The organism is Kordiimonas aestuarii, from assembly GCF_025574465.1.
Lineage (GTDB): Bacteria > Pseudomonadota > Alphaproteobacteria > Sphingomonadales > Kordiimonadaceae > Kordiimonas > Kordiimonas aestuarii.
Genome location: NZ_JAOBPP010000021.1, coordinates 921787 through 935985, shown reverse-complemented (window position 1 = coordinate 935985; position 14199 = coordinate 921787). Strand labels below are relative to the sequence as shown.

Annotated in this window: 13 protein-coding genes; 6 read left to right on the top strand and 7 right to left on the bottom strand. The window is 57.4% G+C overall.

Annotated elements, in window-relative coordinates; translation table 11 throughout:
• Positions 1–19: 19 nt before the first annotated feature.
• From OEU85_RS16890 to OEU85_RS16860, 7 genes are all read right to left on the bottom strand, one after another.
• Complete coding sequence (locus tag OEU85_RS16890) at positions 20–871, bottom strand: carbon-nitrogen hydrolase family protein (protein WP_262692703.1); 852 nt, start codon at positions 869–871, stop codon at positions 20–22.
• A 14-nt stretch (positions 872–885) separates the two neighbouring features.
• Positions 886–2139 (bottom strand): MFS transporter, encoded by a 1254-nt coding sequence (locus tag OEU85_RS16885; protein ID WP_262692702.1) that lies wholly within the window; start codon positions 2137–2139, stop codon positions 886–888.
• Positions 2136–3821 (bottom strand): serine hydrolase domain-containing protein, encoded by a 1686-nt coding sequence (locus tag OEU85_RS16880; RefSeq protein ID WP_262692701.1) that lies wholly within the window; start codon positions 3819–3821, stop codon positions 2136–2138. Before OEU85_RS16880 ends, OEU85_RS16885 begins: the two co-directional genes overlap by 4 nt.
• Positions 3818–5233: a tetratricopeptide repeat-containing sulfotransferase family protein gene (locus OEU85_RS16875; protein WP_262692700.1), complete on the bottom strand. Its 1416-nt coding sequence runs from the start codon at positions 5231–5233 to the stop codon at positions 3818–3820. The genes OEU85_RS16880 and OEU85_RS16875 overlap by 4 nt, the downstream gene beginning before the upstream one ends.
• 122 nt (positions 5234–5355) lie before the next feature.
• Positions 5356–7719 (bottom strand): TonB-dependent receptor, encoded by a 2364-nt coding sequence (locus tag OEU85_RS16870; RefSeq protein ID WP_262692699.1) that lies wholly within the window; start codon positions 7717–7719, stop codon positions 5356–5358.
• Positions 7720–7822: 103 nt separating this feature from the next.
• Positions 7823–8449 carry a TetR/AcrR family transcriptional regulator gene (locus OEU85_RS16865; RefSeq protein ID WP_262692698.1) on the bottom strand — a complete coding sequence of 209 codons (627 nt, stop codon included), beginning with the start codon at positions 8447–8449 and terminating at the stop codon, positions 7823–7825.
• A 211-nt stretch (positions 8450–8660) separates the two neighbouring features.
• A complete protein-coding gene (locus tag OEU85_RS16860) occupies positions 8661–9470 on the bottom strand; it encodes a ferredoxin--NADP reductase (protein ID WP_262692697.1) in 810 nt (269 codons plus the stop codon).
• A gap of 287 nt (positions 9471–9757) precedes the next feature.
• Here OEU85_RS16860 and OEU85_RS16855 point away from each other — a divergent pair, with 287 nt between their 5' ends.
• The 6 genes from OEU85_RS16855 to OEU85_RS16830 all read left to right on the top strand — a co-directional run bounded on the left by OEU85_RS16855 (position 9758) and on the right by OEU85_RS16830 (position 14199).
• Positions 9758–11560: a tetratricopeptide repeat protein gene (locus OEU85_RS16855; RefSeq protein ID WP_262692696.1), complete on the top strand. Its 1803-nt coding sequence runs from the start codon at positions 9758–9760 to the stop codon at positions 11558–11560.
• Between the two features lie 165 nt (positions 11561–11725).
• Positions 11726–12112 carry a hypothetical protein gene (locus OEU85_RS16850; protein WP_262692695.1) on the top strand — a complete coding sequence of 129 codons (387 nt, stop codon included), beginning with the start codon at positions 11726–11728 and terminating at the stop codon, positions 12110–12112.
• Between the two features lie 97 nt (positions 12113–12209).
• Complete coding sequence (locus tag OEU85_RS16845) at positions 12210–12632, top strand: hypothetical protein (RefSeq protein ID WP_262692694.1); 423 nt, start codon at positions 12210–12212, stop codon at positions 12630–12632.
• Positions 12633–12680: 48 nt separating this feature from the next.
• On the top strand, positions 12681–13178 hold the full coding sequence (locus OEU85_RS16840; protein WP_262692693.1) for a hypothetical protein: 498 nt from the start codon (positions 12681–12683) through the stop codon (positions 13176–13178).
• 11 nt (positions 13179–13189) lie between these two features.
• A complete protein-coding gene (locus OEU85_RS16835; protein ID WP_262692692.1) occupies positions 13190–13675 on the top strand; it encodes a hypothetical protein in 486 nt (161 codons plus the stop codon).
• An 11-nt stretch (positions 13676–13686) separates the two neighbouring features.
• Entirely contained in the window at positions 13687–14199 is a 513-nt protein-coding gene (locus tag OEU85_RS16830) for a hypothetical protein (protein WP_262692691.1), read from the top strand.

Sequence of the window (14199 nt, the reverse complement as noted above, 5' to 3'; positions counted from 1 at the left end):
TGTTTGAATTCGGTGGTGATCAGCTGCCGCGTTTTGGAATCTCAAGCACGCCAAGACTATTCAGGTAGGTGCTCTGGCTTGAGCGGTTCTCCTGCGGGAAACTGTGGCCAGCGTCGCGGAAGCTTTTAAGCGGTTGCCCAAGGCCCATGAGACCCCGCTCCCGGCTGCGCCGCACGCGCTCTAGATCTATTTCTACCGGGATGATCTCTTCCACTTCGCCCGCCTGATGCAAGACTTCCCCGTCAGGCCCGGCAATCACAGACCGTCCGTTGGCCTGCTCACCCGCACCATTGATATCAATCACATAACACTGCTGCTGTGCGGCCGTGGCCCGCACCATGGCGCACTCCACGTCCCGGTCGATCGAGTTGGTCAATGTCGGGTGAAGTATCACCTCCGCCCCCAGGGTCGCCAGCGCACGGCTGGTTTCGGGGAACCACATGTCATAACAGATGGACACCCCAAAGCGCCCGACATCCGGCACATCAAAGATGCAAACCTCGTCGCCTGCGGCAACGCCTTGCTCATAGGGGAGGAAAGGGTACATTTTGCGGTAACGGGCAACCACTTTGCCCGCGTCCGAGATCACCGATGTAGTGTTATAAACCGCGCCTTTGTGCTTCTCATAAAGCGACCCGCTGACGATCCAGACACCAAGGTCAGCGGCCAATTTGGCCAGCGTATCCTCGGTCCCCGATGGCAGGCTTTCCACTGAGCGCGTGATGGCGCCACAAATGGCCAGCTCCGACAGCACAATCATCTGCACCCAGGGGTAACGCAGTGTGGTCTGCCTGATTTTTTTGATCACCAGATCAAGGTTGCCGCTGTGCGGAAGTGCAAGTTGCAAGCCTGCGATGGCAAACGGTTTCATAAACTATTCCTTCCCTACTCGATTACTTCAGCCGCCGCTTGTGGCGGTATCGGCGCGGCGCGAGGCCCGGCGTCTGCTTTGCTGTCCAGAAGGCGCGCCGGCATGAAGGCCGCCGCGATGCACAGCACGATGCCCATAAGCGCCAGGTTTATCAGCAAAGTATAATTGCCCTCACCGATCACCAATGCCGCGACAAAGGGGCCGGACGCCAAACCCATTTTGGAGAAAAAGCCCGAGAGCGCCGCCATCTGCCCCTTGCCGTCAAACGCCGCACACATGCCCAAAAGATAAGGGATGAGGAACGCCCAGGTGATGCCAGTGATGACGTTGGCGGCAAAAAACAGGCTGGCGTTCCCTGAAAAGCGGAACAGGAACATGCCAACAAGGGTAACCGAAAGCCCCAGCAGGAGCGGCTTCAACCTTCCGTTCCTGAGCCCGATAACATACACAAAAACCGCACCCGCGACCGAGATCCAGTTGGCAATACCAAGTGTGGTGCTGATACTGTTCGTGGTCAGGCCTTCACCTTTGCCAAGCTCAATGACATAAGCCGCAAGCCCCATATTGGCTGCCTGAAAACAGAAGACCGCCAGAAGCGCAAGAACAAGCGGCTTGAAATAGGGCCCGGTGCCATCTTTTTGCGCTTCCATAACGGTTTTTTCCTTGGCCGGATACGGCGCGAGGAAGGGCAGCATCACAAGGGTGATGGCGCTGAACGCCATCAGTGCAATAAAAAGCACCGACGTACCGTATAAGGGCACCAGCTTCGGCAGGGTCATCAACCCCACACCGCCAAGGCCGTATTGCACCACCAGCAGCATGCCAAAGGTGCGGTCGGGCGCTGGCGTACGGGCAATTACCGAAAAGCCGATACCGACCAGAAAACCGCCAATGGCGCCGTGCGCAAACCGCATGGCGATCAGCACGGTACCGTCTGTCTGTACGGTGGACGCGATGTCCATGACAATAAGCCCGACAAGCGCAACCGCTGCGGCTTTCTTCCAGTTGAGATATTTGATTAAAAATACGGTAACCAACGCGCCGAGCGAGGCCCCATAAACATTGGCCGACGCCACATAGCCCGCTGTCGCCTTGGAAAAGCCGAGCCCTTCGACAAGACCGCTCACCAGCGCTGGCATGATGTTGACATAAAACAGGCCCGCCGTAGTCAGAAACGCCAGCAAAACAGGGGCTATATGCCCGCTGGGGTCCGCTTTTCTCAGCCCGCCGCCCGTCGCGGGAGATGTGACTTTACCGCTATTGCTCATGAAGTCTCTCCGCAGATGGGTGTGATGGCCGAGAGCGCCTTGACCGCGTCAGCGAAGACGTGGAGGCCGCTGTCGGAGAAATAATAATAAATGTTACCGCCGGGCAGCAGTACAACTGTGATACCGCCGTAGCCTGACAAAAACGGCAGCCAGGTATCTGCCTTGCAGCCAAGGCTTTCCCGCGCATTCCAGGCCCAGAAACCGTTTTTATAGCGCAAGCTTTTCGCCCCAGCTTCAAGACCGCGATCCCTTGGCTCGCGCTGTAGTGCAGCGGCCAGCGGGCGGGCCGCGAAATGGCTGGCCAGCCGGGTATCCCCGGCAGCCAAAGCGGATGAGACGCGGGCGATATCGTCGGTTGTCAACACCATGCCGTAGCCGGTGAAGGGCGCCGCCTCCGGCCCGCCGGTCTGGCGCATAACCGCCATCAAGGGGCTCAGCGTCATGGACTGCCAGATGGGAACAAGCTGGTCGCGGTAATAGTCCGCGCCTTCAGCGCCGCGTTTGGCAAGGAAGGCATTCATCGCCACCCCCAGAAGATAGGTGTCCGATGTGTGGTAGACCCAGCGCTTACCAGGCTTTGTTTTGAACCCGAAATGAGTGCAGGCGAAAGCGGTTTTTTCCTGCCCGGCCAAGGTTGCGAAAAAGGGCATATAAGCCTCGGAGGCTTCATCCGCATGGGGCACCCGGCTGGCGTAGCGCCCTGTGCTCATATTGAGCAGGTCACCCAGCGTGACATCACCCCAGTCGGCGCAGTCTGGTATAAGGTCCGCCACTTTGGCGGTGAAGGCATCACCATAAAGCGCTTCAAGCCGCATCAGCCCCAACCCGCCCGCCAGTGACTTTGCCAGCGAATAGGACGGCAGCACAAGACTGTCGCAGTGCGGGTAAGGCCCGAGCCGCGTGGCACAACCGCCGCGGTAATGCACGCCGTCGAGCACAAGACCATAAACGCTCATGAAGGCGGGCGGAATTTGGTCAGCTTGCGAAAAGCTTTTCTCTTCAAGGCCTTGCGGTAAATCCGCCATGGCGCGAACCGGCAGCCGTGCGGCCCGCACCGCATGATGCCGCTCGCGGATGGCCGGAGCGTCTGCCACCGGCCCCGCAGACCATTCGGCCTTATAGGCCGCCCAGAAATTGAACTGGAAATAGGCGCAGGTTTCGCTGCCGATTTGCGCGAGCGCCACCGACGCTTTGCCCAAAGCATCAATCGCCAGCAGAAGGGCACCATTGTGGATACAGTTGGCACCTTTCTCCATCATGGCGAAAGGCAGCGAGATGAAGCGTCGGCCATCCGCCTCGCCCCAGCTTTTTCCGGGAGTGAAGATGAGGTCAAAATAAGGGTGTGCTGTTTCAATAATCCCCTGGTTTTTCGGGATAATATCGTCACCTTCCTGCACCAGATCAAGGTCGATCACAGGCAGGGAGCGCACGGCATGATTGGGGTTTGCCGCAATGTCGCCGGGGTCGCGTACAAGCTGGAAGCCACCACCAAGCGCGGTCATGTCAAGGCGCAGGCGACCTTCGAGCGGTGCGCCCGGCGTGGCACCTTCAGGAGCGGTAAAATCATCAAATGGCAGCGCGAGGGCAAAGGCTTTATCGCCCGCCAATAGCGCGTCCCGCGAGGCCGTGTCAGCCTGTGCCGGCAGCGTTAGAAAAGTCAGTAAAATCAATAGCCTGATCATGAAAATCTTTCCTCTTCCAGATCAACGCCCGCCGCTTGCAGACGACCGACAAGCGGCGCAAGACCCTGGGCATGATCACGCCAGCGGCCAACGGAAGACGTATACACCGGACGGCGGACCTGCGCGGCGGACGCTGTGGCGCTGGGGCTGGCATTTTCATGGAACGCAAGCACCCCGGCCTGCCAGTCAAGCCCGCAGTGGTTCAGCAGACGGCGGCTTTCGCCCTCAAGGTCAGTGACCAGTTTTTCATATTGCAGATCAAGGATTTGCCCCGGCATCACGGCGTGCCAGTGCGCCATCAGGCGGTCATAGGCGATGTAATAATCCGCAAGCTGGTCAAGCCGGTAACTATAGGGGTAGCCCATGCGGAACAGGGTTTTATAAATGGCAAAACAGACATCCAGCGGGTGGCGCCTCAAATGGATGATGCGCGCGCCCGGCATGGCGCGGGCAATGAGGCCGAGATAGAGAAAATTGGCAGGGGTTTTATCGATCAGCACAGGGGCGTCAAAGCCGCGCCCACGCGTGCTGCCCTCATATTGTTTCGACAACGAAATAAAATCAATTCCAGCTGATTTATCAATCAGTTCCATCCGGTTCTGGACCGGCCCCACCAAGCGGACTATACTGGTAGCAAGGTCGCTGATTTCGCCCAGGCTGGCGACGGAAGTATGCGAGCTGAGGATACGGTCCACAAGTGTGGTGCCCGTGCGCGGCAGGCCGACAATAAACACCGGCCGATGTGTGCAATTCTGGCCAGAATCTGTGCAGGACTTGTGCAGGGATTCGACACTTTTTGTGCTTGATGTGGGCAGCGGCTGTGCAATGCAATCAGCGTCAAAAACCTTGGCGATTTTTGCCATGGTTTCGACGTCCTGGCCCACGTCATAGCGCATCATCGAGGCCCGCAGGTTGGCGCCGCGCACAAGATGACCGAATGATTGTTCGGTTTCACCGATATCCTCATATTCCTTCGCCAGTGCATAAAAAAGCTGCACCGCGCCCTTACGGTCCGGGATGCCCGCCTTCAGCAGCGCTTCCATGGCATGAATGTGATTATCATCTGCCGTCCAGCGCCTGAGCGTGGCGCGGTTATAATAGGCGTCATAGTCACCCGGCTCGCGTGCGATCACCTTCTCAAGCCAGGCTTCTGCATCTGTCATATTGCCAAGGGCAATGGCCGCCGTGGCCGCGTTATAGAGGAGGCCCGCATCACCGGGCGCAAGAGCAAGCGCCTTGCGGTAGAGCGTGTCGGCCGGGCCAAACAGACCAAGCTGGACGTAGCGCTCCGCAACTTGCTGGAGCGAGACCACATCACGCGCCGCGCCTGCCGCCGTTGCCAACAGCGCGCGCGCGGAGGCTGTGTGCCCCTCTGCGATAGCGCGGTCTATATCTGGCAAATGTTGCGGCATGACACCTTCTCAAGCTGGCGTAAAACAATTGGCATGAAACGGGGAACCGGGGCGGCGCACCACCCCGGTCGGTTATCTTTTAGCCCAGTCCGTCATCTTGGCTACTGTGCCAAGTTTTTACGCTAGAAGCGATAGGTTGCCGACAAGCCAATGGTACGCGGCAGGGCGATCTGCTCCTTCGAGCCATTGCCATAATAGCCTTCGCTTGGCCGTGTGCCCATATAGGCGTGCTTGAACACGGCGCTGACACCCTCGGCATTGAAGATGTTTTTCACCCAGAGCGTGAGGTCGACATTGCCGCGTGAAAGCGTCATCGATCCGTTCCAGATGCTATAGGCCGGCAGAGTGCGGTCAAATTTCGCCGATGTGCCGATGGAATTGCGCGTGGAAGACTGCACATAACCGTCAATGCGGGATGTCAACGTCAGGCTGTCGCTGATCTCATAGCGGTGATCAAGCGCCACATTGAACATATGGCGCGGTGCACCCGGCAAGCGCGCGCCGTCAGCCGCGATCAGCGTACCAAGCGGCGAATAGAAATCCTCGCTCAGCTCCGCGTCGGCGAAAGCATACCCCACCGTATAGTGCAAGCTTTGGCTCAGATAACCGTCGAGCTCAACCTCAATCCCCTTGGTGGTCGCCTTGGAGCCATTCTGCACGGTGAAGAAGCCCCATGTCGGGGTGGAGGTGTTGAGCTGCGGGTCAGACCAGTCAACATAAAACAGGCTTACGGTATACCGTGTGCTGCCTTTGCTGCCCTTGATGCCGAGCTCGAAGTTGTCCACGCGGTCCGCTTCATAGGTCAGCCATGCGGGATCTTCAGCATAATAGCCTTCGGTGGGCACACCGTTGGCACCGCCCCGGCGATAGCCTTGCGACCATGTACCATAGAGCAGGTTATCGTCATCCAGGTGATAGGTCAGGTTGCCCTTGAACAGGAATTTGTCTTCCTCATTTTCGAAAGTGGAGGTCAACTCAGGGAACAGGTCGGTCCAGAAAGGCAGCGCCATGAAGGTGTCGGATTTGCTGGTGTTCTTGAAATAACGCCCGCCCACCGTGACATCGAGCTTGTCCGAAAGCGCATAAGTCAGCTCACCATAGACAGCTTTTTGCTTGAAGGTTTCATCCAGCACATAGTGGAAGTCCTGGTCGCCCGCGATCCACGGCACGTCAAAGCCGAACAATTCGTCCACATAAGCATTGGCACCATAAAGGAAACTTTCCTGCGTCGATTGACGGTCCTGATCCTGATAATACAGGCCAACCACATATTGCAGCGGCCCTTCGGCGTTGGAGACCAGCCGCAGCTCCTCAATGAAGGCTTTGTCTTCATAGGTGCGCGACGCCGTCGCCATCGGGCGCGGGTAGTTGTAATACCAGGAAAGCCAGCCGTTCTGCGCGTAAAAGCCGGTGTTTTCGCTGATGCTGGCGCCTTCGTGGTCATAATAGGATGTGCTGGAGGTCAGTGTGGCGAAACCAAGGTCCACCGTGGCTTCAAGCGACGCCATTTCCACGTCGCTTTCAGCAGGCTCAAGCTGGATGGCGCCTACTTCATACTTTTCATACTCATTACCGAAGCCGTCACGGCCTACGGTTTGGGCTCGCCTGCCGCCCATGTCGTCAGACTGACGGGTGTAGGTTGCGGTCACATCAAACTTGTCGCTGGGTTGCCAGCGCAGGCTCGCGCGGCCAAACCACACATCATAGGTGTCAGCGTCTTCCACACTTTTATAGGATGCTGCCGGGTCAAGCACACCATTGGGCGCAACGGGAATGCCGTCGCCGTCAAGCTCATACACATTCACATAATCCGTGAGGCCGGGGTAGTCCATGCGGGTGCCGGCAAAGCGGAAGGCGAGCGTGTCACCCAGCGGCACATTCAGCACGATATCACCGGCCCAGCCCGTGCTTTCAGAGCCTTTCACGCTGCTGAGCGAGCCCGTAACCTTGCCGGAAAACGCGTCAAACTGCGGCTTCTGGGTGATGTAGCGCACGGTACCACCCAGCGCGCCGGAGCCATAAAGCGTGCCCTGCGGCCCGCGCAGCACCTCAACGCGCTCAAGGTCTTTGATCAACAGGTTGGCGAACATCGGCGTGTCATTGATATAGGTGGAAACCGTCGCCGCAGCACTGGTGGCATAATCACCGAGCGCAGAGCTGTCCACGTTCAGGCCACGGATACGGATGCTGTTCACCGCACCGGCGTTCCTGGGGCCCCGGTCTACAATTGCAACACCGGAGACGGAGCGCAGAAGCTCGGCCGCGTCCAGCATTTTGGCGTCTTCGATGCGAGCACCGGAGACCGCCGAAATATTATAGGGAATATCCTGAATGCGTTCCGCGCGGCGGCTGGCCGTGACGACAATTTCCTCAAGCGCGATATCGCCCGTCTCGCTGTCCTGTGCGAGCGCCGGCAGGGCCAAAAGCCCCGAAAGCGCCGTTGAGGACATGAGTGTCAAAGTTGACAGTTTGCCGATAGCCGACATGGCTACTCCTCCCATATTTATGTAATTTGAAAAAATATGGCAGGCTATTTTTTTATAGTCAACTAAAATAATATTAGTGACTAATGTTAAAGAAAAACCGTGTTCATACCTCCCGCACATAGGGACTCATGATGATGGTGACGTCCCGCGCAATGGCATCGTGAAGATCCGCAACCGTCATCGCCCTGAGATATACGAAGTTGAGAAAATGAATACGCTCCATCCGGGTCAGAAGGTAGGCCAGCTCCCGCGCGTCAAGCGCGGTGCTGACGGAGCCCAACCGCTGATAGGCATTAAGAACAGACTCGATGGCGGCACCCAAACCACCCGCGATGGTATCCAGATACCTGGGCGCTACTGCCGGGTCAGAGGATGTAGCGACAAATGCCACCACATGTCCCCACAACTCGCGGGAGAGGGCAGACAGCGTATCATTGACGTTGGAGCGGATAACCTTGACCACAAGGTCGATGGGGTCGTGATCGGCAGCCTGTTTGCTGAAGTCGCTCAGCGCTTCTTCAATGCCCTCTTCACCGCGGGCGACAAGCGCCAGCAGCAGGTCACCCTTGGTGCCGTAATAATTATAGACCGTCGGCGCAGACACCACCGCGCGTGCGGCAATCTCTTCGATGGTGGTGTCGGCAAAGCCCTTTTCGACAAACAGTTCGCTCGCCGCCTTTTCGATCAACACACGACGCTGCGCTTTCTGCCGTTCCCTCAAACCCGTCATCTGTGCCCTCCGATCAGATTTTTAATTTTTTAACCCATGACTATTTTTATAGTGGAGTAAATTATTTTTCAACACGGAAAGTACGAAGGGCACCTTGAGCGTTGGGGCTGGCGGAAAGAAACTGGCGAAGAATGCGGCCCTGAAGCTGGGCGCGGTGTGAAACGCAGGGGCGCGGCCACGGATAAAGTAATCGCCCCGTGGCCTGTGTCCGTCAGCCGACGAAGGCCTTTTCAACAACAAACTCGGCCGGAGAAGCGTTGGAACCTTCCGTCAGGCCGGCTTTTTCAAGCAATGTTTTTGTGTCCTGAATCATCCCCATCGAGCCACAGATCATCGCACGGTCGCGCACCAGATCAAAAGGCGGCAAATCGGTTGCCAGGAACAGCTCGCCACTTTCGATAAACGTGGTGATGCGCCCGTTACGGAAATACGGTTCCCGCGTCACGCTATCGAAATAATACAGCTTTCCAGCAGCAAGTTCGCCCAGAAATTCATGCTCCATCAACGCACCCAGGGTTGCTTTGCTGTAGTCCAGCTCCGCAGCCTCCCGCGTGGTGTGCGTGACAATAACACGCTTGAATTTCTCATATGTTTCCGGGTCCCTGATCACACTGGCGAACGGCGCAAAACCCGTACCGGTAGACAGCAGATAAAGATTTTCTCCCGGCGTCAATGCATCCACCACCAGGGTGCCCACCGGCTTGCGGCCCAGCAGCACCGTGTCGCCTGCCTCGATCTGTTGCAGCCGGGAGGTTAACGGGCCATCCGGCACCTTGATCGAAAAGAACTCCAGTTCATCACCCCAACTCGGACTGGCGATAGAATAGGCGCGCAACAGCGGTTTCCCCTCAACCTCCAGCCCAATCATGACAAACTCGCCAGACCGGAAGCGAAAGCCTGCAGGTCGTGTTATCCGGAACGAAAAGAGAAAATCTGTCCAGTGAGTGACGGACAGGACCTTCTCCTGAGTAGGCCCTGACGAGGACGTCGGGCGTGCCTGCAAGTTTACGTTCAGGTTCATCTGCTGCTCCTTTACACACTGATGGGTGACGAATGGGCACGAAAGCGCCCGGTTGCGGCTATGCGCCGTCTTGATATTGCAATTAATAATTATTCGCAATACATAATTGCACAAATATGTTCTGGTTTTGTCATCGACCGCACCGATTGTGCGTATGGGCGGGAAGATGGCGGCTACCGCTTGACAGGCGGGGACAAGTTGCCAATCCTACCCTATGGTTATGTAGGGCGTTCGTGGTTTCCCCTTCGGCAAAGCGAGCCGTAAGCCGGATAGAAAGCAGACTACCGATGAAAACCGAACCAACCGGGGTATGGTGTTTTGGCCACACCGAGCTGAATGAACGAACCGGCACGGTTACCGTATCTGGCAAGCAGCAGGATATAGACCGTGCAAGTGTGCTCATCCTGCAACTTCTTGTGCGCCACGCCGGAGAAACGGTTTCCAAGGATGTCCTGCTTGCTGATGTCTGGCCCGGGCGGGTAGTTTCGGAAAATACATTGGCAAAGGCTGTCAGCCGCCTGCGGCAAAATATCGGCGATGACAGGGACGCTATCCGCGTTGTCCATGGCTTCGGATATCGCCTGCAGGCGGACGTTACCTTTTTGCCACTTGATGAGCTCGACACACCCCCGCCTGCACAAACAGACCTTCGCGCAGGCCTGCTTCGGTGGCCCGTCTATGCTGTCGCCGTCCTGTTGATTGTAGCAATGGCCGCGCTTTGGCAAACGCATGTGTCCAGACAAAGGGCGCATCTGGCGGAGGCCGAAGCGGCAGCTGCCCTTTCCCTGATTGTTGATGACGTGCTTGCCAGGATTGACCCATACCAAGCGGGACCCGCCCAGTTTGACGAACGCAAACTGGTTGAACAAATGGCACAATCGGCCGAAGCACGCTTCGGCGAAACCCCCGTGGCAGCAGCCCGGCTGCATAAAGCGATTGCGCTGGCCTACAGCGGCTGGGGAGAATATTCCCGCGCGGCCGAACATCTGTGGCGGGCTCGCGACCTGCGTCTTCAGGTCGGCACCCCGCCATTGCCGGAAATCGCGTCGCTGGACTTGCATCTTTGTCAACAACTCAGGCTGGCGGGCGACATTCGCGCCGCGCTGAACGCCTGCTCTGCTTCATTGCACTCCGCCACCGACGCAGGCATGCCACTTTCGCCAGCGCGCGTTACTTATGCCAAAGCGCTTTTCGAAGACGGCCAATATGAAAAAGCCGCAGAAATTTTGCGACCCGTCGCGCAAGCGCCTGCTAAGGAAAACTCGGCCAAGACACGTGGAGATGCCCTATGGTTTCTCGCCCTGAGCCAGCGCAAGCTAGCGGCCTTCGCGGATGCCCGCACCGCTTTCCTCAGCCTTATCGACCTGCAAATGGAAACCTACGGCGACCGGCACCCGCTGACAGCATGGGCCTATGCCGACTACGGAGATTTTCTTGTCGAAACAGGCGATTTCGCCGAAGCAGAGCAAGCGCTGGCCAAGGCGCAGTCCATATTTAATACATCCCTTGGCGCCAACCACCCGGAAGCATTGTCCCCCGGGTACAGCCTTGCCCTGATGCATGAGTGGCGCGGTGAATGGACAGAGGCGCGCGCTCTTTTATTGCCGCGTCTGGCCGGGTGGCGGGCCACCGTCGGCTCTGACCACATGTGGACGCTATATACGCTCACGGAACTTGCCCTGACTGAGGCCAAATGCGGCAACCTCAGTGGTGCCAGACAATATCTGGCGGAGGCACGAAAAACCAGCGAACGGCTGCTTTACGGGCGCGCAGCCAAAAGTATCTATTTTCACCTCAGGTGGGCCCGCACCGAACTGGCTCTGGGCAACTGGTCCCAGGCATCGACGGACATTGAGGACGCCAATATAAAAATCGCTGCGGCCCTGCCTGCAATGCACCCATGGGCTGGCCGGGCAAAATGCCTCCGGGCGCGGGTCGCCGCCCATATGGGCGACATCGTCACCGGCCATCATAACGCACAGGAATGCCTTGATACGCTGGCGCAAACGCTGCCGGCGGACCACCCGGCAATGCGGGAGGCACAGGATCTGTTCGCCGGCCTTCCGCCCGCAGGCGCAGCCGTAGATTGACCGACGTGGCCACGGGGATTTGACGTCCAAGCGCTGTTTGTCATAATTTTTCATAACTTCCCCGGGGCACACCACATATAATCAGCGCCCGGGCAAAGACCTGACCAGCCACCCTGTCATAACATAGTCTATGTTGTTTTCCGCGGACCTGATGGGGGAACTTTCGTGACTAGGGATCCAATCCATACCTCTGCCTGCAAGCTGGTCATTGCCTTTATCGTTGCGGCAAGTGCACCGCCGCCGCTTCAGGCACAGGACCTGTCCGACGGTGACTATGAGATATGCAAGGTTTTTGACCGGCGGGGCGAATTTGTCGGGTTCGACAGCGTATGCCTCGCGGAGCGGCGCGCCGCGCTGCGTTTCTATGGCGAGGGTACACGCCGTTTCTCCCCCGCCTATTTTTGCCCGCGCTGGGCTAATGGTGGCAACGGTTATAACGCAACTTTTTTCAGCGATGGGCGTCCGGCCGCATTGTTTGGCACATGGGATTCCACGATGAACGGTCGGCCATGCCTGCCCCGCCCCATACGCCCGCACCCCGGCTATTACTGAAGCTAGACATCGTCTACTCCGTGGGGAACCGGCAGGAGAAGACCTCTTTACACCGTAACCGGCAACACAACCGTTTTGGTTTATAATGAGGATGAACATGAGGAAGAAACCACTATATGCCCTGGCCGTCGCCAGCGCCATCACCGCCATGGCCACACCCGCCCAAGCAGACTGTGGCACAGAGGGCGGCTATCTCTATATCTGGCAATCCTGCGTACAGGAGGAGGTTTCTGGTCGGCCGGAGAATGTCTGTCAGGTGAAAGAAGGCACCCGCGACCCACAAACCGTTATAATCACGAGCAATGTGCTCCATGACACAGGTAACAACAGGCGCTATCCAACGTCGGTTTTCTTCGATGAGGCGCAGTTGCAGCTTAACCTGACAATCAATGGGCGTGAGTCCAGCTGCCACCGCTCTCGTCAGGACGCTGAGGACGATTTGCGGGAATATCTGGCAGACCAGAAGCGTTTCTGGCGCGGCAAGGTGCGGTTTGTTTCCGTGCGCATGCCGAACACCTGAACCCTGCCCGCTGTAGGATGACGCAGCCTGCCAAACAGGAAATATAAAATGAGCCTGTCACCTCGCCTGAAGACAATAATCCTCTGCACACTTGTTCTGCCCGCGCTTGCCGCCGGAGCCGCTGATGGGCCAAGCCGGGAGGAAACCCTGGCTTATATCCAGGCTCACTGTACGCAGCAAACCTGGCGCGTCCCCCCGGACAGCCCATTTGTGAATAAAACTGTCTCCATCAGCCTTGCTGGCCCCACGCTTACGCATGAGAAAACTCAAATGTATACCGGATCTTCCAAAGGCTCCAAAGACCGTATTGTCAGCCGATATGACTTGCGAAAAGTAACTATCGGTTGGGTCGCATATCCTGATACTCAGCCCTATATCGGAATGAATTGCGCCGACCTTTGTGTCAGGTGGGAATGGAATGATGATGCGCCCAAGGGTATGGTCAACGACAGTTTTTACTGCCGTGATGGCGAGAAGGCCTTCCGTGCCTTCAAGCACCTGCAGGACCTGCTTGGTGGGCAGGAAAAAGACCCCTTCGCGAACTGAGGAGAAAATCCATGCGTAAAACACTCCTTATCGCCGTCATGGGTATTTCCCTCGGCGCAACTGCCGCCCCCAGCCGGGAGGAGACCGTCGCGTACATACAGAAACAGTGTAATGGCACGCCCACAGGGTCCGGAGCGGTCACGAGCAACGTGCGTGTTAAAGGTACCGTGCTCACTTTCACCGAAGGCGTGCCGGTCGATGCCTCGGCCAAAGGCGACGTCGCCTTCTGGCAGGAGCAGCGTTCGCTCGACCTCAAGGACGCCACCCTCAAGGAGGACAGCATCCCGGTGCAATTTGCGTGCAGCTACGACTGCGTGAGCGTGGAAGGCTTTTATCTTGGCTCAGACGGTCGGAAAACCAAGCCCGCCTGGGGCAACAAACCCGGCACCAATGTTTATCCTTTCACGACCATGCACTGCCGCAACCCGGAGCGTGTCTTGAACGCGGTTCAGCACCTGCAATCGTTCATCACCGACGACGACCCGTTCGCGAACTGAGGAGATATGGAATGATCTTGCCTAACAGCCTGCGCGTAGCAGCAGGCTTTGCCCTCCTGCTGCCTCTCCTGCCGGCATATGCGGCAGACGAACCGGACGCGGCTGAAACGATGGCTTATATCACTGCCCGGTGCACGGGGGCTGAATGGCGCGTCCCTGCCGACAGTGACTTCGTCAATAAAACCATGGCTATAAGCCTTTCAGGCACCACACTGACCCATACGAAAACATTCACGTTGATGGGTTCCCGCGACACATCAAAATATAATCATGTCGGCCAGTATGATCTCAGAAAAGTTGATATCCGTTGGGTCGCGCACCCAGATACCACGCCCTTTATCAAGCTTCACTGTGCGGATTTGTGTGTAAGGAACGAAAGCTGGCGCGAAGGCCAGAACACACATACCGTTAGTCCGTTAGACGGTGACAGCTTCTACTGCCGTGACGGCGAGAAGGTATTCCGTGCCTTCAAACATCTGCAGGGATTGCTTGGCGGCAAGGAAAAAGACCCGTTCGCGAACTGA